Below are 20,755 nucleotides of genomic sequence, written 5' to 3' on the forward strand. Positions count from 1 at the left end.
GGCACCTCATACGGCTAGGCCGCCCCTACGACGTCACGAATGCGTCCGCAGCAGGGTCCGCATCGTCCGCATCGCCACCGACAGGTTGGACAGGTCGAACTCCTCCGAGTTCCGGATCTCCTCCAGCGTGGTGCGCGCCCGGCCGAGGATCGCCGCGTTCTTCTGCTCCCACGCCTTGAACCGCTGCTCGGGCGTCGACGTGCCGTTGCCCGCCGCCAGCACGTCCGCGGTGAGCGCCGCGTGCGCCGCGTACAGGTCCTCGCGGATCGCCGCGCGGGCCATGGACTGCCAGCGGTCGGTGCGCGGCAGGTCGCTGATGCGGTCCATCAGCTGGGTGACGCCGAGCCGGTCGGCGAGGTCGTAGTACACCTCGGCGACGTCCAGCGGCTCCTTGCCCATGCGGTCGGCCACCGACACGATGTCCAGCGTCGGGAAGGCCGAGGAGAACCCGGCCACCCGCGTGGCCGGCTCGTCCGGCACGCCGGCGGCGGTCAGCTCGTCGTAGATGTGCTGGTACCACTCGGCGTCGGCCCCGCGCAGCAGCTTCGGCAGCTGCGACCAGACCTGCTCGACGCGCTCGGCGAAGAACTCGACCGTCTCGGCCAGCTCCAGCGGCTGCGGCCGGTTGTTGAGCAGCCACCGCGTGCCGCGCTCGACGAGGCGGCGCGAGTGCAAACGGATGCGCGTCTGCACGGCGGCCTCGACCTTGGTGTCCAGGGCCTCCACCGCGTCCCACACCGGGGAGGAGCGGAAGATCGCCCGGGCCGCGGTCTGCGCCCGCACGATCTCCTCCAGCGACGCGCCGGTCTCCTCGCGCATGCGGTGCAGATACGTCGTACCGCCCGTGTTGACCGTGTCGTTGACCAGGACGGTCGTCGTGATCTCGCGGCGCAGCGGGTGGCCGTCGATCCGGTCGAGGAACTGCTCGCGCAGCGCCGTCGGGAAGTAGGCGTGCAGCAGGCCCTTGAGGTACGGGTCGTCGGGCAGCGAGGTGTGCAGCAGCTCCTCGGCGACCGTGATCTTCGTGTACGCCAGCAGCACGGCCGTCTCCGGGCCGGTCAGGCCCTGTGCGGCACCGAGGCGCTCGCGGATCTGGCGGTCGGTGGGCAGGAACTCCAGGGCCCGGTTGAGGTGGCCCTCCCGCACCAGGTGGCGCATGAAGCGCTGCTGGGCGTGGAGCATGTCCTTGGACTGGGCCAGGGCGTTGGCGATCGCCGTGTTCTGCGCGTAGTTGTTGCGCAGGACCAGCGCGCCGACCTCGTCGGTCATCTCGGCGAGCAGCTTGTTGCGCTGCTTGACGGTCATGTCGCCGTCCTTGACGAGACCGTTGAGCAGGATCTTGATGTTCACCTCGTGGTCGGAGGTGTCCACGCCCGCGCTGTTGTCGATGGCGTCGGTGTTGATCCGGCCGCCGTGCAGCGCGAACTCGATCCGGCCGAGCTGGGTCAGGCCCAGGTTGCCGCCCTCGCCGACGACCTGGACCCGCAGGTCCTTGCCGTCGACGCGGATGGCGTCGTTGGCCTTGTCGCCGACGTCGCCGTTGGACTCGGTGGACGCCTTGACGTAGGTGCCGATGCCGCCGTTCCACAGCAGGTCCACCGGGGAGGTGAGGATCGCCTTCATCAGCTCGGCCGGGGTCATCTTGGTGATGCCGGCCTCGATGCCGAGGGCCTCGCGCATGTGGGCGTTGACCGGGATCGACTTCGCCGTGCGCGGGAAGATCCCGCCGCCCGCCGAGATCAGCGCGGTGTCGTAGTCCTCCCACGAGGAGCGCGGCAGGTCGAACAGGCGGCGGCGCTCGGCGTACGAGGTGGCCGCGTCCGGGGCCGGGTCGATGAAGATGTGCCGGTGGTCGAAGGCGGCGACCAGGCGGATGTGCTCGCTGAGCAGCATGCCGTTGCCGAACACGTCGCCGGACATGTCGCCGATGCCGACGACCGTGAAGTCCTGCGTCTGGGTGTCCACGCCCAGCTCCCGGAAGTGCCGCTTGACGGACTCCCAGGCGCCGCGGGCGGTGATGCCCATGCCCTTGTGGTCGTAGCCCGCCGAGCCGCCGGAGGCGAAGGCGTCACCGAGCCAGAAGTTGTAGGACTCGGCGACCTCGTTGGCGATGTCCGAGAACTTCGCGGTGCCCTTGTCGGCGGCGACGACCAGGTAGGTGTCGTCCTCGTCGTGCCGCACGACGTCCGCCGGGGGCACGACCTCGCCGGCCACCATGTTGTCGGTGATGTCGAGCAGCGCCGAGATGAAGGTGCGGTAGCTGGCGATGCCCTCGGCCATCCAGGCGTCGCGGTCGGCGTTCGGGTCGGGCAGCTGCTTGGCGACGAAGCCGCCCTTGGCGCCGACCGGCACGATGACGGTGTTCTTCACCATCTGCGCCTTGACCAGGCCGAGGATCTCGGTGCGGAAGTCCTCCCGGCGGTCCGACCAGCGCAGACCACCGCGCGCGACCTTGCCGAAGCGCAGGTGCACGCCCTCGACGCGCGGCGAGTACACCCAGATCTCGAACGCCGGGCGCGGCGCCGGGAGGTCGGGGATGGCCTGCGGGTCGAACTTCATGGAGACGTACTCGTGCGGCTTGCCGCCCGCCGCCTCCTGGAAGAAGTTGGTCCGCAGCGTCGCCTTGATGACGGTGAGGAAGGACCGCAGGATGCGGTCCTCGTCGAGGCTCGCCACCTGGTCGAGGGCCGCGTCGACCTCTTCGAGCAGCGCGTCGACGATCTCCCGCCCGGCACGCTGGCGCGCGGGCGCCATCCGCGCCTCGAACAGGGAGACGAGCAGGCGGGTGGTGTGGACGTTGTTGCGGAGGGTGTCCTCCATGTAGTCCTGGCTGAACGTCGACCCGGCCTGCCGCAGGTACTTGGCGTACGCCCGCAGCACCATGGCCTGCCGCCAGGTCAGCCCGGCGCTGAGCACCAGGGCGTTGAAGCCGTCGTTCTCCGCCTGGCCGGTCCAGGTCGCGGCGAAGGCGTCCTGGAAGCGCTCGCGCGCGTCGTCGCCGAGGTAGTCGGCGCCGCCGGCCACCGACTTCGGCATGCGCAGGCCGAAGTCGTAGATCCAGGCCGTCGTGCGGTCCGAGCAGCGCAGTTCGTAGGGCCGCTCGTCGGTGACCTCGACGCCGAGCCGGCTGAGCACCGGCAGGACGGCGGACAGGGAGACCGAGCCGCCCTTCTGGTAGATCTTGAAGCGGCGTTCCTCGGGCGCCGCACCGACCGGCTCGTACAGGCTGAGCGCGAAGGTCTTCTCCGTGTCGAGCCGCTCCAGGTGCCCCAGGTCGGCGACGGCGGAGCGCGGTCCGTGGTCGGCCTTGTAGCCCTCGGGGAAGGCGTTTCCGTAGCGGCGCAGCAGTTCCGCGGACCGCTCCTCGCCGACCTCGGCGGTCAGCGCCTCCCCGAAGCCGTCGGCCCAGGAGCGGGCGGCCTCGACGAGGCGGGCCTCGATGCGCTCCTTGTCGGCGTCGGAGAGCTGCGGCAGCTCGGTGCCCTGCGGGACCCGGACCACGAAGTGCAGCCGGGACAGGATCGACTCGGTGTTCCAGGCGGTGAAATCGACGCTGGTGCCGCCGAGCTCCTCCTTGAGGATGTCGATGATCCGCAGCCGGACCCCGGTGGTGTAGCGGTCGCGAGGGAGGTAGACGAGGGCGGAGTAGTAGCGCCCGTACTCGTCCTGGCGCAGGTAGAGCCGCAGACGGCGCCGCTCCTGGAGGTAGAGCACCGAGGTGACGATCGGCTCCAGCTCCTCGACCGGCATCTGGAACATCTCGTCGCGCGGGTAGGTCTCCAGGATCTGGAGCAGGTCCCGCCCGTCGTGGCTGTTGGGCGAGAACCCGGCCCGCTCCAGCACCTCCTCCACCTTGCGCCGGACCACCGGCACCCGGCGGACGGACTCGGTGTAGGCGGCGGAGGAGAACAGGCCGAGGAAGCGCCGCTCACCGACGACGTTGCCCTGCTCGTCGAACTTCTTGACGCCGATGTAGTCCAGGTACGACGGCCGGTGCACGGTCGCCCGGCTGTTGGCCTTGGTCAGCACCAGCAGCCGGTGCTCGCGGGCCTTGGCCCGGGCGTCGGCGGGCAGCCGCTCGAAGGAGGGGCTGACGGGGTGGCTCTCGTCGGTGGCGTGGTGCGGGTCGGCGCGCAGGATGCCGAGGCCCGTGCCCGGGACGGCGGCGAGGGAGTCGTCGCCGCGCAGCTCGTACTCGCGGTAGCCGAGGAAGGTGAAGTGGTCGTCGGCCAGCCAGCGCAGCAGCTCGCGCGCCTCGTCCAGCTCCCGCGGGGGCAGGTCGCCGGGGGTCGGCTCCGCGGGCAGCTCCTCGGCGATGCGGACGGCCGCGTCGCGCATCTTGCCCCAGTCCTCGACGGTCTCGCGGACGTCGTTGAGGACGCGCAGCAGGTCGGCGGTGATCTGCTTCAGGTCGCCCCGGTCGGTCTCGCGGTCGATCTCGACGTGGATCCAGGACTCGACGTGCGCGTCGTGTGGCAGGTCGCCGGTGGGCGGGCCGGTGAGCACCTCGACGAGCTTGCCGGTGACGTCGCGCCGCACCACGATCAGCGGGTGGACGACGACGTGGATGCCGCGGCCCTGCCGGGTCAGCTCGTTGGTGACGGAGTCGACGAGGAAGGGCATGTCGTCCGTGACCACCTCGACGACGGAGTGGCTGCACGTCCAGCCGTTCTCCTCGACGGTCGGGGTGTGCACCCGGACGTTCGCCGTGCCCTGCGGGCGGTTCTCGGCCAGCCGGTAGTGCGAGACGGCGGCTCCGAAGACGTCGACCGGGTCGCGGTCGGCCAGGTCCTCCGGGGCGGTGTGCCGGTAGTAGCGCCTCAGGAACGCGAACACGGATGCGTGGTCCGGGGCCGGGGTGCCCGGGGTCTCCGGGGTGCCCTCGTCCGTCGTCCCAGTCGGTAGGTGCCCCCCGACCGGGCTGTTCTCAGCTACCCGCGCAGCCCTTTCGAGCAGCTCGGCCTTTGCTTCGTCCAGCTTGGTCTGCATTGTCCTCTGGCTCCTGTCGCGCGCCGTTGCGTGACGTAGAAGGAAGTACGGTCTCCTGCCTTCCGGCGTGACGTCGAGACGCGGGGTGTCCGGTCTGTTCAGACGCTATGCCGCAAGGTGAGAGGAGCGGGGGCATATCAGCCAATGTCGCCGCGTTCGCCCCGTGTGACGTCGCTCTCGCCGTCGCCGTCCGGGGAGTACGCGGCGCCGTACCGGGGGCCTTCGATGCCCCGTCCCGCCCGCGAAGACCAGCGACCGCCGCCCGGACACGGATGTCGTCCGTGCGTACCGGGCGCAGGGCGGAGGCACCGGTGCCTCCGCGAGCTATCGCGCTGATCACGCCACAAGGCTATCGCTCCTCGCGGGGCCCTCGTCACGAGCCGTATGTGTACAAAACCGGGGGCGAAACTTTGACGTTCTGCACAGAGACACCCGCCGGGGCCGCGGGCAGTCGCGTCTCCCCCGGCGCCCGATCCGGCCGAGGGCACCCGCACCGCACCGACCCTCTACCTGGCCCCGGCCAGCCGCTCCGCCTCGGCCACGGCCTCCGCCAGCGTGTCCACCACCGGTGCCCCGACCCCCTCAAGACTGGCCCGGCTGTGCGACCCCCCGGTGTACAGCACCGCCCGCGCGCCCACATGAGCCGCGGCCACCGCGTCGTCCGCGGCGTCCCCGATCACCACCGTCCGGGCGGGATCCACCCGGGACGCGCCCGCCAGCTCGGCGATGTGCCGCACCATGTGCTCGGCCTTGCTCCCCCCGGACGGCCCGGTCCGCCCGTCCACCCGTATGAAGTGCGTCTCGATCCCGAACCCTCTGACCAGCGGAACCAGCTCGTCATGGCCGTACATGCTGAGGATCGACTGACTGTGCCCCGCCGACCGCCAGCCCGCGAGCAGCTCCGCCACGCCCTCGGCCAGCCCGCACCGCACCCGGTGCTCGGTGTAGTGGCGGTGGAAGGCCGCGTCCATGACCTCCCACTCGGCGTCCGTGGGCAGCCGCCCCAGCAGCCGCTCGTAGAACTTCGGCACCGGCACGCAGTACAGCGACCGGTACTGCTCCAGCGTGATGGGCGTCAGCCCCAGCTCGGCGAAGGCCGCGTTCGTCGCGCCGATGACCGCGTCGTTGTCGTGGAACAGCGTCCCGTTCCAGTCCCAGACGATGTGCGCCCCTGTCTGCATCCCCATGCCGGAAAACGTACCCGCCGCCACTGACAATCACGACGGACGGCCCGACCGGGGGCGTCAGCCGTCGGCCGCCACCAGGTTCGGGATCTCCTGCGTCGCGAACCACAGCAGCTCGTGGTCCTCCGCCCCGTCCACGACGAACTGGGCGTCGTCGTCACCGCCGTCCGCCGCCGCGAGCGCCTCGACGGCGGCGGTCACGTCCGCCTCGGCGTCGGCGGAGTCGACGTGCACCGAGGCCGCCTTGGGCAGCCGCAGCGGCCCGGCGAGGCGGACCTCTCCCAGTGCCGCCGGATCGAGCCCCCGGCCGGGATCGGCCGAGGCCGCGCCGTCGGACACGTCGGCGGCGACCACGACCCGGCGGCGCGCCGCACCGGCATCCGCCGCGAGCAGCCGCAGCGAGGCCAGCGCGGCCCGGTTCAGGGCGGCGTACTCCAGCTCCTCGATGTCGTCCGAGACGTACCACTCGCGCAGGGCCGGCGTGACGGCGTAGGCGACGAGCGGTCCGGTCCCCAGCTGTCCCGTCCTGTGCGCCTCGGCGAGACCGGGAAGGGTCAGGGGGACGTAGACGCGCATGGGGCTGCCGCTTTCGTGGTCGGGTTCCGCCGCGGTCCGGGGGGACCGGGGTGGCCTGTGGTGGCTTTGGTCGGCTGTGGTGGCCCGTGAAGGGCCGTGGTGGCCCGGGGGCCGGTGGTGGCCGGTGGTGGCCGGTGGTGGCTTTCAGGATACGTGTGGTGTCCCCTTTCGGGGCCCCCTCCCCGACCCCCGGAGCGTCCACTCCCGGCCCCGGAACTCACCCGGTACGCCCGCTCCGTCCCGGGCCCTCCGGCCCTCCCGGTCCCTCTGATAGGTGAACCCGGCGACCCCCTCGCCCGGGCCGCCCCGCTCCTTGCCTCCCCGCCCCGGCACCCCGTACAAGATCACCGACCACGAAGTTACTGCCCGGTATCGTCCGGGCCGCCGCACGGGGAGCCATCGATGCGCAAGGTCATGACCAGGACCCAGCTCCGACCGCCCAGCACGCCCCACTCCGCCCCGCCCCTCGGGCCGGTCGGCGCCCTCCCCACCTCCCGCCCCGCCTCTCCCGGCGGTGCGCCGCCCCGCGGACCCGGCGGAGCGGCAGGGCGGGCCGCGGCGCCCGGAGGCCGGCCGCCGGGTTCCCCGGGCAGGTCCGCGCGGGCCCGCACGAGGCCGGCGGACACCCGCCCTCCCGCGTCCGGTCCGGGCCGCTCCACCAGGACGGGCCCGCGCACGGTGGTGGGCGCCCCTGTGACGGGCCCCGCCGTACCGGCCGCGCACCGGGCCGCCCAGAGCCCGGCAGCGCCTGTCGTCCCCGCCCAGACCCCGCGCCGCCCCGTACCGCGGTTCCACCCCACCGACCACTTCGCCGAGCTGCTCCTGCACGTGCTCAGCGGCCGGCGTCCCGTCCACTCCATGCTCCGCCACACCGCCGGCCGGGCCTACGACGAGCTGGCCCGCCTCGCCGAACGCAGCCCCCTGCGCACCCGCGGCGCCCTCCCCGTGGTCCGCGACATCGGCTACTTCGAGCCGCGCCCCGGCGCCCTGGAGGTCTTCGCCCGCATCGGCGCCGGTGACCAGGTGCGGGCCATGGCCTTCCGGCTGGAGCAGTGGCGGGACCTCCGCTGGCGCTGCACCGCCGTGGAACTGGGCGGGCCCCGCAGGCCGCACACGGACGAGGACTGACCGCCCCGGGACCCCGGCCCCGGTACCCCCGGGCCGGGGCCGGGACAGGCCGAAGGGCCGGACACCCGCAGGCGTCCGGCCCTTCCACCGCCACGGTGCCCGCGGGCACCGCACCGTCACTTCTTGCGGCGGCGTCCGCCCTTGGCCTGCTTGCGGCGCTCCGCGCGCGTGAGCCCGTCGGACTGGGACCGCGCGGGCTCCTCGTCGGTGGTGAAGTCACCCTCGACGACACCGCCCTCGCCGTCCACGGTCGGTGCGGAGAAGTGCAGGCCCCGGCGCTGCGGCGCGTCGAGACCCTTGGCCCGGATCTCCGGACGGGCGCCCGTCTGGGCCGGCACGGCGTCCTGCGGGCCCTTCTCCAGCGACGGCGCCTTGTCCTCGACCGGAACCTCCTCGACCTGCTGCTCGACCTGGACCTCCAGGTTGAACAGGTAGCCGACGGACTCCTCCTTGATGCCGTCCATCATGGCCTGGAACATGTCGAAGCCCTCGCGCTGGTACTCGACCAGCGGGTCCTTCTGCGCCATCGCGCGCAGGCCGATGCCCTCCTGGAGGTAGTCCATCTCGTAGAGGTGCTCGCGCCACTTGCGGTCCAGGACCGACAGCACGACCCGGCGCTCCAGCTCGCGCATGATCTCGGAGCCGAGCTGCGCCTCGCGTGCCTCGTACTGCTCCTGGATGTCGTCCTTGATGGACTCCGCGATGTAGTCGGCGGTCAGTCCGGCCCGGTCGCCGGCCGCCTCCTCCAGCTCCTCGACGGTGACCTTCACCGGATAGAGCTGCTTGAAGGCACCCCACAGCCGGTCGAGGTCCCAGTCCTCCGGGAAGCCCTCGGCGGTCTCGGCCTGCACGTAGGCGTCGATCGTGTCGTTCATGAAGTGCTGGATCTGCTCCTGCAGGTCCTCGCCCTCCAGCACACGGCGCCGCTCGCCGTAGATGACCTCGCGCTGCCGGTTGAGGACCTCGTCGTACTTCAGCACGTTCTTGCGCGTCTCGAAGTTCTGCGTCTCGACCTGCGACTGGGCGGACGCGATCGCGCGCGTGACCATCTTGTTCTCGATCGGCACGTCGTCCGGGACGTTCGCCATCGACATGACGCGCTCGACCATCTGGGCCTTGAACAGCCGCATCAGGTCGTCGCCCAGCGAGAGGTAGAAGCGGGACTCGCCGGGGTCGCCCTGGCGGCCGCTGCGACCGCGCAGCTGGTTGTCGATACGCCGCGACTCGTGCCGTTCGGTGCCCAGCACGTAGAGGCCGCCGAGCTCCTTGACCTCTTCGAACTCCGCCTTGACCGCCTGCTCGGCACGCTCGAGGGCGGCGGGCAGCGCCGCGGCCCACTCCTCGATGTGCTCCTCGGGGTCGAGGCCGCGCTGGCGCAGCTCCGCCTCGGCGAGGTCCTCGGGGTTGCCGCCGAGCTTGATGTCCGTACCACGGCCGGCCATGTTGGTGGCCACCGTCACGGCCCCCTTACGGCCCGCCTGGGCGACGATCGTCGCCTCACGGTCGTGCTGCTTGGCGTTGAGCACCTCGTGCTGCACACCGCGCTTGCTGAGCTGCTGCGAGAGGTACTCGGACTTCTCGACGGAGGTGGTGCCGACGAGGATCGGCTGGCCCTTGCGGTGCTTCTCCTCGATGTCGTCGACGACCGCCTCGAACTTCGCGACCTCGGTGCGGTAGATCAGGTCCGACTGGTCCTTGCGGACCATCGGCCGGTTGGTCGGGATGGGCACCACGCCGAGCTTGTAGATCTGGTGGAACTCGGCGGCCTCGGTCATCGCCGTACCGGTCATGCCGGACAGGCCGGGCAGTTCCTTGCCCTCGTGGTCGTGGCGCTTGTAGAGGCGGAAGAAGTTCTGGAGCGTGATCGTGGCGAGGGTCTGGTTCTCGTCCTTGATGTCCACCCCTTCCTTCGCCTCGATGGCCTGGTGCATGCCCTCGTTGTAACGGCGGCCGGCGAGGATACGTCCGGTGTGCTCGTCGACGATCATGACTTCGCCGTCGATGACGACGTAGTCCTTGTCCTTCTTGAAGAGTTCCTTGGCCTTGATGGCGTTGTTCAGGTAGCCGACCAGCGGCGTGTTCACCGACTCGTAGAGGTTGTCGATGCCCAGCCAGTCCTCGACCTTGGCGACGCCGGACTCGTGGATGGCGACGGTGCGCTTCTTCTCGTCGACCTCGTAGTCGCCGGTCTCCTCGATGCCCTTGAGGGTGTTGCCCGCCTCGCCCTTCTTCAGGCGGGTGACCAGCTTGGCGAAGTCGCCGTACCACTTGGTGGCCTGGTCGGCCGGGCCGGAGATGATCAGCGGCGTACGGGCCTCGTCCACGAGGATGGAGTCGACCTCGTCGACGATGGCGAAGTTGTGACCGCGCTGGACGAGTTCGTCCTTGGACCACGCCATGTTGTCGCGCAGGTAGTCGAAGCCGAACTCGTTGTTCGTGCCGTAGGTGATGTCGCAGCCGTACATCTCGCGGCGCTGGGCCGGCGTCTGATTGGCGAGGATGCAGCCGACGTTCAACCCGAGGAACTTGTGGACGCGGCCCATCATCTCGGAGTCGCGCTCGGCCAGGTAGTCGTTGACCGTGACGATGTGCACGCCCTCGCCGGACAGGGCGTTGAGGTAGGCGGGCAGCGTGCCGACGAGGGTCTTGCCCTCACCGGTCTTCATCTCGGCCACGTAGCCCATGTGCAGGGCCGCGCCACCCATGATCTGCACGTCGTAGTGCCGCTGGCCCAGGACGCGCTTGGCGGCCTCCCGGACGGTGGCGAAGGCTTCGGGAAGCAGGTCGTCCAGGCTCTCACCGTCGGCGTACCGCTGCTTGTACTCATCGGTGAGGGCCCGCAGCTCGGCGTCGGAGAGGTCGACGAAGTCCTCTTCGATGGAGTTGACCTGGTCCGCGATGCGGTGCAGCTTGCGCAGGATCTTGCCTTCGCCTGCACGCATGATCTTCGAGAGGACGGACACGGGGGTTGGTCTCCTTGCCGGTCGGGCCTGGGACGGTCGTTTTCCTGTGACGTACTGAGCAACGGCCATCGTATGCGAGGACCCCGCCGCCCCGGGAGCCTGCGTATCGGGACCGTGCGCTCCTTCATCCAGCTTCCGGTCCGCCGTCATGGGTTCAACGTCCGGGCCCCGCCGATGGTGCCGCGCCCACCGGCGAATCGAGCGATAAGTGACCGCGTGTTCACGCAGGGCAAAAAGATGGCGTCCACGGACGGCCCCCGAGCAGAATCGGCCGATGGAACCCCTCACGCTCACCACCGAACGCCTCGTCCTGCGCACGGTCGGCCCCCAGGACACCGACGCCGTGTACGCCGCCGCACAGGATCCCGACATCCAGCGCTGGACGACGATCCCCTCGCCCTACCTCCCCGAGCACGCGCGGGGCTTCACGGAGCGGATGGTCCCCGACGGCTGGGCGAACGGCTCGATGTTCACCTTCGGCCTCTTCCTCCCCGCCGGCGACCTGGTGGGAATGCTCGGCGTCACGATGGTCTCCCTGGGCGTCGGCGAGATCGGGTTCTGGGGCACGAAGGAGCACCGCGGCCGCGGCTACGTCACCGAGGCCGCCGCAGCCGTCTCCCGCTGGGCCTTCACCGACCGGGCGATCGACCGCCTGGAGTGGCGCGCCGAGGTCGGCAACACCGCCTCCCGCGCGGTGGCCCAGCGCGCGGGCTTCACCATGGAGGGCACGTTGCGCTCCGCGATCAACAACAAGGGCGTACGCCGCGACTGCTGGATCGGCTCCCTCCTCCCCTCCGACCTCTCCCTCCCGTCCACGTCCCCGTACCTCCCGGCGCCCGCCCAACCCCCGGCCCCCGACCCCACCCCCACTGTCACACCCACCCCCTATCGTGCGGACGTATGACGACCCTCCCGCCCCCCGAAACGGAACTGTCCGCGGACGAGGCCCGCCGCCTCGCCCTCCGCGCCCAGGGCTTCCTCGGCGCCCCCGACCGCCGCGCAGGCGTCCGCGGCGTCCTCCGTCACCTCGGCGCGGTGCAACTCGACACCATCTCGGTCCTCGCCCGCTCCCACGAACTCATCCCGTACGCCCGTCTCGGCGCGGTGGGCCGCACCACGGTCGAGAACGCCTACTGGACCCCCGCCTCCACCGGCACACCTCCCGCTCGACCCCACGCCTTCGAGTACTGGTCCCACGCCGCCTGCATCCTCCCCATCGAGGAGTGGCCCCACTTCGCGTTCCGCCGCCGCGCCTACCGCGGCCGCCCGCACTGGCACCACGACCTCCCCGAAGGCGTCTACGACCAGGTCGTCAAGCAGCTCCGCGCCGAGGGCCCGCTCACGGCCACGGACCTGGGCGGGGCGAAGAAGACCAGCGAGTGGTGGGACTGGTCGGGCACGAAGGTCGCCGTCGAGCGTGCGCTCATGTACGGCGAGGTGGTGTGCGTCGAGCGCCGCGGCTGGAAGCGGGTCTACGACCTGGCCGAGCGCGCGGTCCCGGCCCCGCTGCTGCACGACGACCTGGACGACACCGAATGCCTGCGCCGCCTGGTCCGCCTGGCCGGCCAGTCCCTGGGCGTCGGCACGCGCGCGGACATCGCGGACTACCACCGCCTGAGGGGCGAGCAGGTCGACGCCGTGATCGCCGACTCGGGACTGGTCCCGGTCTCGGTGGAGGGCTGGGGCAAACCGGCCTGGGCGGACCCCGCGGCCCTGCGCACGCCCCCGCGCGGCCGTCACCGCACGACGCTGCTCTCCCCCTTCGACTCCCTGATCTGGGAGCGTGCGCGCACGGAGCGGATCTTCGGCTTCACCCACCGGCTGGAAGCCTACGTGCCGAAGCAGAAGCGGGTGCACGGCTACTTCGCGATGCCGGTGCTGGCCGGCGGTCGGCTCGTCGGCCGCGTGGACCCGGCGCGCGAGGGTCGCACCCTGGTCGCCCGGCAGATCACGCTGGACGGTCCCAGGGCGGTCCCCGCGGCGGCTCAGGCCCTGGTCGAGGCGGCCGGCTGGGTGGGCTGTACGGACGTACGCGTGGAACGGGTGGACGGACCAGAGCTGCGCGAACCCCTCACGACGGAGCTGGCCCGCCTGCTCGCCTGACCCGCGCCGGCCGCCGGCCCACAGCCGTCGGCCGACGGCCTTCCACCGTCACCGGATCTCGAGGATCTTCTCCCGCATCGCGTACACCACGGCCTCCATCCTGGAGTGCAGCTGCAATTTCTCCAGGATGTTGCGCACGTGGTTCTTCACGGTGTTCTCGGAAATGAACAGTTCCTTGGCGATGTCCCGGTTGTTCATTCCCGTGGCGACCAGCTTGAGGACCTCCAGCTCGCGATCGGTGAGCCGGGGCGCGGGCACCAGCCGGCGTTCGTCGGTGCGCTGGATCATCGACTTGAACTCGGTGAGCAGTTTCGACGCCATGGACGGACTGATCTGCGACTGCCCGTCCGCCACCGCGCGAATGGCGGTGGCAACCTCGTCCGTAGAGATCTCCTTGAGGAGATAACCGGTCGCCCCCGCCTTGATCGCGTCGTAGAGGTCGGCCTCCTCGTCGCTGATCGTCAGCATGATGATCTTCGCGCTGGGGGCCACCTCCTTGATGGAGGTGCAGGCCTCGATCCCGCCCCGCTTCGGCATGCGCACGTCCATCAGGACGATGTCCGGCAGCAGGTCGGCGGCCTTCTCCACGGCCTCGGCGCCGTCACCGGCCTCCCCGACGACCTGGATGTCCTCCTCGGCCGCGAGCACGATCTCCAGGCCGCGGCGGAACAGGGCGTGGTCGTCCACGACCAGCACCCTGATCGGTTCCTCGCGCGCGGAGCCCCCGTCCGGGCCCATGCCGGCGACACCGTCGCGGGTCCCTTCGTGGATCCCGTCGTCGACGCCCTCGCCCCGCATCGGTCCGAAACTGTCCGCCATCGTTCCTCCCCCTGAAGGCTGTGGCCCCTGGTCCTGAGCCATCGCCAACCCAGAGCAACGGCCCACCGGTTGGGCCGTTACCGCCATGATTCCATGCCTGGCCGACACCGAGGTGACCGAGCGGGGCACGAGGGGTCGCACGCCCACGCGCACCGTCGCACACCGGTGCCCCTGGGGGCGCACACGCGCTCCAGGGGCACCGGTCACGGCTGTCGGTCCTGGCTGTCACCCGGCGTCGTCAGCCGCCGAGCGCATCGCCCGCCTCGGGAGCGTGCGCCTGGGTGACCATGGTGTCCGTCGTGAGGTGGATCACGCCGTAGTCGTAGGCGTGCCGCCGGTAGACGACGCTGGGCTCCTTGGTCTCGGAGTCGACGAACAGGTAGAAGTCGTGCCCGACCAGCTCCATCTCGTACAGCGCCTGGTCGAGGGACATCGGTGCGGCGACGTGGGTCTTCTCGCGGACGACGAGCGGCCCGTCGCCCTGCACCTCGAGCGAGCCGATCTTCTTGGTGGGTACGCCGTCCTGCTTCTCCGTCGGGACGACTTCACCGTTCCCGTTGAGCGTCGCCGCGCCGGGGACGTGGTCGGCGACTTCGGCGGCCGTGATCCGGCGGGCACCGCGACGCGAGAAACGCTTGTCGTGCTGCTTGCGCAGCCGGGCACCGAGCTTCTCCGCCGCCAGGTCGAGCGCCGCGTACGGGTCACTCGCCGCTGCCTCCGCCCGAATCACCGGACCGCGGGAGCGGAGCGTGATCTCCACTCGGTCACAGCGGTCGGCCTGCCGGGGGTTCGGCTCCTTGGACACCTCGACGTCGAGGCTGATCACCTTGCCATCGAGCTTCTGGATCTTCTCCAGCTTCAGCTTCTCGGCCACGTGCTTCCGGAACCGCTCGGGCACCTCGGTCTTGCGGCCCTTGACGACGATGTCCACGCAGAACTCCGTTCCCGGATCGCTCCGCTGCGACGGCGGAGCATCTCCCTTTTGCACCAGGTCCCGGTCGATTCCGGAACCTCGGACTCGGTGACTTCCACCTCCTCCCCCGCGGGCGGGATCTCCACTCCACCGGTGCGGGTGATGACGGTAAAACCCACAGCACGGCATTCGGATGTGAGAGGTGTGGCCTGCGGCTATGCCTCACAACCGAACATATCTCGCCCGGACGGAAGTCGTCACCCTCTACTGCGGCGTACCTCCGTTCCGGTGAATAACCCCTCTCATTACCTGCAACGACGCAACTTCTCAGTCAGTTCCGGTTTATTTCGAAGGCCTCAGGTGACGCGGCGACCACTGCCGCGAAGATCGCGTCGAGGACCACACCGTCACCTCTGTTCCGACCCGCCATTCGGGTCCCTGGCTTCCGTTCTTCTCTGCCTTCCCCTGCCGCCGCCGGATACACAGCCGATCTCGCCGTCCAGTACGCGTCCGGCCCCGTTCTCCACTCAACCGCCGAGCCGGTCCGATCGCCCGCCCCCGACAGGGCCGCCCCGGACATCGCGGCGCGCACGGCACGCGCGGCCTCCGCCAGCGACGCCCCCGTGGTCATCAGGTCGTCGACGAGGACGACCGCCCCGCCCCCGGACAGCAGGCGGCCGCCGCCGGGAACCACCGCGAGGGCGCCGGCCAGATTGTCCAGCCGCTGCCGGGCGTCCAGCCCGGACTGATCGGCCACGGGGTGCCGTTGCCGCAGCACGGCCAGCACCCGGGCGGGCGTGCCGGTCCGCCGCAACCGCCCCGCCGCGGCGAGGGCGATCCGCCGCGCCGGGTCGTGACCGCGTGCCCGTACCGCCCGCCGCGCCGACGGCACGGGCACGAGCAGCACCGGCCCCCGCTCCCGTACGGACCCCGTGGAGCGGGACCGCGCCTCCCGGAGCCCCGCCCGCACCGCCCCCGCCAGAGCCGTCCCCAGCGGCGCCGCGAGAGCCAGCACGCCGCGCTCCTTGTGGGCCAGCAGCGCGGCCCGCGCCTCGTCCGCGTACCGCGCGGCGGCGTGCACCACCGGCAGCCCGGGCGGCTCGGGCACCGGCCGCACCCGGCGCGGCGCGGCCCCGCCCAGAGCCGTACGGCACCGAGGGCACAGCACGGCGCGAGCACTGCCGCAGCCCCCGCACTCGGCCGGCAGTACCAGGTCCATGAGGTCCCGCCACCATTCCCGCACGGCACCACTGTGCCCGCGCCCGCGCGACGCGGCCAGGCCTGTGGAAAACCTCGGTGACCGCCCTGTGGACAAGTCCGGTCGCCCCGCACGCCCCCGGCGGCCCGGACCAGCTCACCCCGGATAGACCGGCGCCGCCCCCTCCGTCACCTTCTGCCACTGCAACCCGGAGGGCAGCCGCACGATCAGGTCCTCCGAGTACGCCACCAGCGGCAGCCGCTCGTCCTCGGTCGCGGCGATCTCCTTGACCCCCGTCAGCGCGGCGGGCACCGAGGCCTCCGGCGTGGAGCCGTCGACCTGGACGTACCCGATCTGCTGCACGCCCCCGCGTTCCCGCCCGACCACCACGAGCCGGCTGTCCCCGGCCCAGGACATGGCCGTGACCTCCTCCAGCTCGGGGGTCGCGGAGCGCAGTTCGAGGACCGTGACCGTGGCCGGTTCACCGGCCTTCCCGTCCCGTTCGATCCGCCCGATGAGCAGCGACCGCTTGCCGTCCTTCTCCACGATGAGCGCGATCCGCACGCCGTCGCCCGCCACCCGCACGGCCTGCACCCGGCCGTCCAGACCGGGCGTCCGCACCTCGACCGGCTCGCCCTTGCCCTCCTGGAGGAGCAGCAGCCGGGGATCGGCCGGGTCGCGGTCGGCGATCCACAGGTCGCCCTCCGCGTCCCAGCTGGGCGGCGTCAGACGGTCCGCCTCCGTCTTGCCCTTGCTGACCAGCACGGGGTCGCCGAGCGAACCGCCCGACACCAGCGATCCGACGTACAGCGACTTGTTGTCGAGCCCGATCCCGCCCGCGCTGTGCTCGTCCCGCGACACCGCCACCGACCGCAGGGCCACCGTGCCCTCGCCCAGCGCGCCGGGGACGGGCTCCGGCCGGGTGCCGTTGCTGCCCGCCGCGATGCGCACCAGGCGGTCCTCGTCGTCGATGAAGTACAGGTAGTCGGGCCGCTGGGCCGATCCGCGCGTGGCGACCGCCTCGGCCCGGTCCTCGGTGAGCGAGCACAGCTGCTCACCGCCCGCGCGCAGCTCCACCTCGTCGACCACCGGTGTGAGGTTCTGCAGCGTGAACAGGAGCTGGGCCGCCATCTCGTCGCACTTGTCCCGGCCGGCCCCGGCCGCCTTGTCGTTCAGGCGCACCGTCAGCTTGTTGTGGTCGTCGGGCGTGAGCGAGTCGACGTCCTTCGCCAGCGCCGTACCGGTCGGGAAACTCGACCTGACCACGGGCCCCAGCAGCCTCGTCGGCCCGCTGATCAGGGACCGCACCACCTGGGTCATGGGGTCCACGAGCCGCCGTACGTAGACGGGATCGGCGACCGCCGCCGGCTGCCGGCTCGTCCCCGCCCGGGTGGTGGGCTCGGTGTTCGAGGCGAAGTAGTACTTGTTGACGGACATGTAGGTGCGCTGGAAGTCCGACTTGCCCATGATGACGCCCTGGGGCAGCACGTCGATGCGCCACTGGCCGCTCTTGCCGTCCCGCGTGAGGTGGACCGGTTCGCGGTACTGGCCGTTCGCCGGCGCGTAGGACTGCTGCCCGTCCACCGTGGCGACCCGGGTGCCGGTCAGCGTGACCGAGTAGTCGTTGACCTCCTCACGGCTCGCCGAGTGGTCGGACTCGGTCCCCGGACCGCCCGCGAGCACCGTCGTGGACCGCTCCGGCCGCCAGGTCCTCGCGGCCTCACCGGTCAGATACTTGCGCGCCGTCTCGTAGTGCGGGTCGTTGCTGGTCAGCGCCTCCAGGAAGCCCTGCACGATCTCCGTGGGCGGGGCGTCCTCCCGGGGCGGCATGGCGAACACGCGCACCTGCGGGTCCTGCCGCGGCGTGGACTCCACGCCCCGCAGATCCCCGCTGTCGGGCATGGACGCGCACCCCGCCAGCAGTACGACGCCGCAGACGGCGTACGCCACCACGCGTGCCGGCCCCCGCCGACCGCTCCCCTCGCGGTCAGCGCCCACGAGATGCCTCCCCTTGCCTGCTCGAGTCGTCCGGCCCGGCGTCCGGACGGCTCTCCGCCTCCGGCGCGGGCCCGTCGTCCTGTCTCCGGGCGCTCGACACGGGCCGCGGCACCACGCGCGCGCCGTTGCCGGGCAGCGCCGTCGGATCGGCCGTGGCGACCGCTGCCGACCTCGGCGGGATCGGGCCCCGCCCGGGCACCGGAGGTGCCTGGCCGGCCGATGCCTGCGCCGGGACGGTGGCCGCCTTGCCCGCACCTCGCCCGCCGGCGTCGTCGAGGCCCGCGTCGTGGAGGCCGCGGTTGCGCCGCGAGTCCGTCGGCTCCAGCGGTATCGGCGAGCCCCGCAGCGGCTCGTCCGCCGTCCTGGGCAGCGTCAGCCGGAACTGCGAGCCGCCGCCGGGCTCGCCCCACGCCTGGAGCCAGCCACCGTGCAGCCGCGCGTCCTCCAGGGCGATCGACAGCCCCAGCCCCGTACCGCCGGTGGTACGCGCGCGTGCCGGGTCGGCCCGCCAGAAGCGGCTGAAGACCCGGGTGGCCTCGCCCGGCTTGAGCCCCACGCCGTAGTCGCGCACCGCGACGGCGACCGCGCCGCCGGCCGCGGCGAGCTTGACGACGACGTCGTTGCCCTCGCCGTGCTCGACGGCGTTGACGACGAGGTTGCGCAGGACGCGCTCCACGCGCCGCGCGTCCGCCTCGGCGACGACGGGCTGCTGGTCGCCGACGACGCGGATCCGCGTGCCCTTGCGCTCGGCGAGCGGCTCGGCGCCGCTGACGACCCGGCGCACGACCTCCCTGAGGTCTATCGGCTCGGCCTCCAGGGCCGCCGCGCCCGCGTCGAAGCGGCTGATCTCCAGCAGGTCCGCGAGCAGCGTCTCGAACCGGTCCAGCTGGTCGGCGAGCAGTTCCGCCGACCGCGCGGTGACCGGATCGAAGTCCACGCGCGCGTCGTGGATGACATCGGCCGCCATCCGTACGGTGGTCAGCGGCGTCCGCAGCTCGTGCGACACGTCGGAGACGAACCGCCGCTGCATCCTCGACAGGTCCTCGAGCTGGCTGATCTTCAGCTGGAGGTTCTGCGCCATCTTGTTGAAGGCCTCGCCGAGCCGCGCGATGTCGTCCTCGCCGGTGACCTTCATCCGTTCCTGAAGCCGGCCGGCGGACAGCCGCTCGGCGATGCTCGCCGCCATCCGTACGGGCGTGACGACCTGGCGCACGACGAGCCAGGCGATGGCCCCGAGCAGGACGACGACGAACAGCCCGGCCGTCGCCAGCGTGCCCCTGACCAGGTTGAGCGACTCCTCCTCCTGCGTCAGCGGGAACAGGTAGTACAGCTGGTACGGCTCGCCGTTCGGGTCGTTGACCTGCTTGCCGATGACCAGCCCCGGCTGGGACGCCTGGTCGGAGTCGTAGACGATGCGGGTGTAGCTCTGTGCCGCCGCCGTGCTGCCGTCGATCCGCTCGCGCAGGTCCTCGGGCACGCTGGCCGACCAGTTGACGAGGCCGGAGGCGCGCGGCCCGCGGCCGCTGCCGCTGTCCCCACCCATGGGCAGGGTGACCACGTCGAAGGCGCCCTGGCCGCCGCTGGAGAGCGACTTCACCAGTTCACTCATCCACTGGATGACGTTCTGCGGGGCACGGCCGTCGACGGGCGTGCCGTCGTCGCCGGTCACGCTGGCCGCTTCCTCGGCCTTCTGCTTGGCCACCGCGAAACCGCCGGTCGCCTGGCTCTGGGACGCCTTGACCTTGGCGTCCAGCAGCCCGTTGCGGACCTGCCCGATCACGACGAAGCCGAGCAGCAGCACCACACCCAGCGACATCAGCAGCGTGGTGACGACGACCTTGAGCTGGATGTTGCGCCGCCACAGCCGCATCACGGGCAGCAGCGGCCGGCGGATCCAGCGCATGAAGAGGCGGAGCACCGGGCTGCCCTGCACCCCGCCGTGCAGCAGCCCGCCCTCCAGCAGACGGCTCCAGCGGGAGCCGGCGGGCGGGGGGCCGACAGGCCGTCCGGCGCGGGCCCCGGACCGGCCGGGCGCCGAAGCGGCACTGTCCCTGCTCATGTCAGCTCGGTCCCGCCTTGTACCCGACGCCGCGGACGGTCACCACGATCTCCGGCTTCTCCGGGTCCTTCTCGACCTTGGAGCGCAGCCGCTGCACATGCACGTTGACCAGCCGGGTGTCGGCCGCGTGCCGGTAGCCCCAGACCTGCTCGAGGAGCACCTCACGCGTGAACACCTGCCACGGCTTGCGGGCCAGCGCCACCAGCAGGTCGAACTCCAGCGGCGTCAGCGCGATCGACTGCCCCTCGCGCTTCACGGAGTGACCGGCCACGTCGATGACCAGGTCGCCTATGGCGAGCTGCTCCGGCGCCGGTTCCTCGGACCTCCTCAGCCTGGCCCGGATCCGGGCCACCAGTTCCTTCGGCTTGAACGGCTTCACGATGTAGTCGTCGGCGCCCGACTCCAGACCCACCACGACGTCGACGGTGTCGCTCTTCGCCGTCAGCATCACGATCGGCACACCCGACTCCGCCCGGATCAGGCGGCACACCTCGATGCCGTCCCGTCCGGGCAGCATCAGGTCGAGCAGCACCAGGTCGGGCTTGGTCTCCCGGAAGGCGGCCAGCGCCTTGTCGCCGTCGGCTACGAAAGACGGCTCAAAACCCTCACCACGCAGCACAATGCCGAGCATCTCGGCCAGTGCGGTGTCGTCGTCGACGACAAGGACTCGTCCCTTCATAAACGACATCATCCCATTCTTATAACGACGACAGAGGTGCTGGTGAGCGAGGTCACTGGCCTGTGACGATAGTCGTATCGGGCGGTCACTGTCTGCCCGGAGGCCCCGGGTCCGGGCCGTCGGCGGTTCTCCCGCGAGCCGCTCTC

At 71.4% G+C, this 20,755-nt stretch carries 13 protein-coding genes; 3 read left to right on the forward strand and 10 right to left on the reverse strand.

The genetic code is table 11. The features are described from left to right. Positions 1–33: 33 nt before the first annotated feature. From ACFIF2_RS03840 to ACFIF2_RS03850, 3 genes are all read right to left on the reverse strand, one after another. Positions 34–4,989: an NAD-glutamate dehydrogenase gene (locus ACFIF2_RS03840; protein ID WP_395571012.1), complete on the reverse strand. Its 4,956-nt coding sequence runs from the start codon at positions 4,987–4,989 to the stop codon at positions 34–36. Between the two features lie 506 nt (positions 4,990–5,495). After that, the gene (locus tag ACFIF2_RS03845; protein WP_395571013.1) at positions 5,496–6,176 is read right to left on the reverse strand and encodes an HAD family hydrolase; all 681 of its coding nucleotides are present in this window, start codon (positions 6,174–6,176) and stop codon (positions 5,496–5,498) included. A gap of 57 nt (positions 6,177–6,233) precedes the next feature. Next, positions 6,234–6,749, reverse strand: a complete 516-nt coding sequence (locus ACFIF2_RS03850) for a DUF6912 family protein (RefSeq protein WP_395571014.1) — start codon at positions 6,747–6,749, stop codon at positions 6,234–6,236. A 402-nt stretch (positions 6,750–7,151) separates the two neighbouring features. Between ACFIF2_RS03850 and ACFIF2_RS03855 the strand changes: the two genes are divergently transcribed. Next, on the forward strand, positions 7,152–7,877 hold the full coding sequence (locus ACFIF2_RS03855) for an Rv3235 family protein (protein ID WP_395571015.1): 726 nt from the start codon (positions 7,152–7,154) through the stop codon (positions 7,875–7,877). Positions 7,878–7,993: 116 nt separating this feature from the next. Here the strand turns inward: ACFIF2_RS03855 and secA are convergent, their stop codons facing one another. Beyond that, positions 7,994–10,840, reverse strand: a complete 2,847-nt coding sequence (gene secA, locus ACFIF2_RS03860) for a preprotein translocase subunit SecA (RefSeq protein ID WP_395571016.1) — start codon at positions 10,838–10,840, stop codon at positions 7,994–7,996. A gap of 274 nt (positions 10,841–11,114) precedes the next feature. Between secA and ACFIF2_RS03865 the strand changes: the two genes are divergently transcribed. Both ACFIF2_RS03865 and ACFIF2_RS03870 read left to right on the forward strand, forming a co-directional pair. Then, entirely contained in the window at positions 11,115–11,744 is a 630-nt protein-coding gene (locus ACFIF2_RS03865; protein ID WP_395571017.1) for a GNAT family N-acetyltransferase, read from the forward strand. Further along, positions 11,741–12,943 (forward strand): winged helix-turn-helix domain-containing protein, encoded by a 1,203-nt coding sequence (locus ACFIF2_RS03870; RefSeq protein WP_395571018.1) that lies wholly within the window; start codon positions 11,741–11,743, stop codon positions 12,941–12,943. The genes ACFIF2_RS03865 and ACFIF2_RS03870 overlap by 4 nt, the downstream gene beginning before the upstream one ends. Positions 12,944–12,991: 48 nt before the next feature. On the opposite strand, the gene ACFIF2_RS03875 is transcribed toward ACFIF2_RS03870, so the two are convergent. The 6 genes from ACFIF2_RS03875 to mtrA all read right to left on the reverse strand — a co-directional run bounded on the left by ACFIF2_RS03875 (position 12,992) and on the right by mtrA (position 20,621). Next, the gene (locus ACFIF2_RS03875) at positions 12,992–13,762 is read right to left on the reverse strand and encodes a response regulator (protein ID WP_395571019.1); all 771 of its coding nucleotides are present in this window, start codon (positions 13,760–13,762) and stop codon (positions 12,992–12,994) included. Between the two features lie 238 nt (positions 13,763–14,000). Next, on the reverse strand, positions 14,001–14,693 hold the full coding sequence (hpf, locus tag ACFIF2_RS03880; protein ID WP_395571020.1) for a ribosome hibernation-promoting factor, HPF/YfiA family: 693 nt from the start codon (positions 14,691–14,693) through the stop codon (positions 14,001–14,003). Between the two features lie 313 nt (positions 14,694–15,006). Further along, on the reverse strand, positions 15,007–15,894 hold the full coding sequence (locus ACFIF2_RS03885) for a ComF family protein (RefSeq protein ID WP_395571021.1): 888 nt from the start codon (positions 15,892–15,894) through the stop codon (positions 15,007–15,009). A 135-nt stretch (positions 15,895–16,029) separates the two neighbouring features. Then, positions 16,030–17,871: an LpqB family beta-propeller domain-containing protein gene (locus ACFIF2_RS03890; protein WP_395571022.1), complete on the reverse strand. Its 1,842-nt coding sequence runs from the start codon at positions 17,869–17,871 to the stop codon at positions 16,030–16,032. Beyond that, a complete protein-coding gene (gene mtrB, locus ACFIF2_RS03895; protein WP_395571023.1) occupies positions 17,861–19,930 on the reverse strand; it encodes an MtrAB system histidine kinase MtrB in 2,070 nt (689 codons plus the stop codon). Before mtrB ends, ACFIF2_RS03890 begins: the two co-directional genes overlap by 11 nt. Before the next feature lies 1 nt (position 19,931). After that, positions 19,932–20,621, reverse strand: a complete 690-nt coding sequence (gene mtrA, locus ACFIF2_RS03900) for a two-component system response regulator MtrA (protein WP_193776289.1) — start codon at positions 20,619–20,621, stop codon at positions 19,932–19,934. Positions 20,622–20,755: the final 134 nt, after the last annotated feature.

The sequence above is a fragment of the Streptomyces sp. BK79 genome (assembly GCF_044142145.1).
Lineage (GTDB): Bacteria > Actinomycetota > Actinomycetes > Streptomycetales > Streptomycetaceae > Streptomyces.